1 protein-coding gene is annotated in these 206 nt (G+C 41.3%); it reads right to left on the bottom strand.

Features of this window, described 5'->3' with window-relative positions; all coding sequences use genetic code 11:
* Positions 1-206: hypothetical protein (locus IGI46_RS25930; RefSeq protein WP_429974632.1), on the bottom strand; the 206-nt coding region annotated here is incomplete at both ends.

Below are 206 nucleotides of genomic sequence, written 5' to 3'. Positions count from 1 at the left end.
GTGCTTAGACTTGCACTGTCGCTGTTACTAATGCTTGTACTATCAGACCTTGAATCACTAATCGAGGTACTCAAGCTTTCACTGTCACTATTACTGATACTTGTGCTAGTTGAACTTGAATCACTTAGTGATGTGCTTGTACTTGTGCTATCACTTGTACTTACTGACGAGCTTCCACTAAAGCTGCCTGATTCACTTGCTGAATC

Source organism: Enterococcus sp. AZ163 (genome assembly GCF_050498925.1).
Taxonomy (GTDB): Bacteria; Bacillota; Bacilli; order Lactobacillales; family Enterococcaceae; genus Enterococcus_A; species Enterococcus_A ferrettii.
The sequence above is the reverse complement of the archived record's forward strand: the minus strand, read 5'-3'. Positions and strand labels throughout refer to the sequence as shown.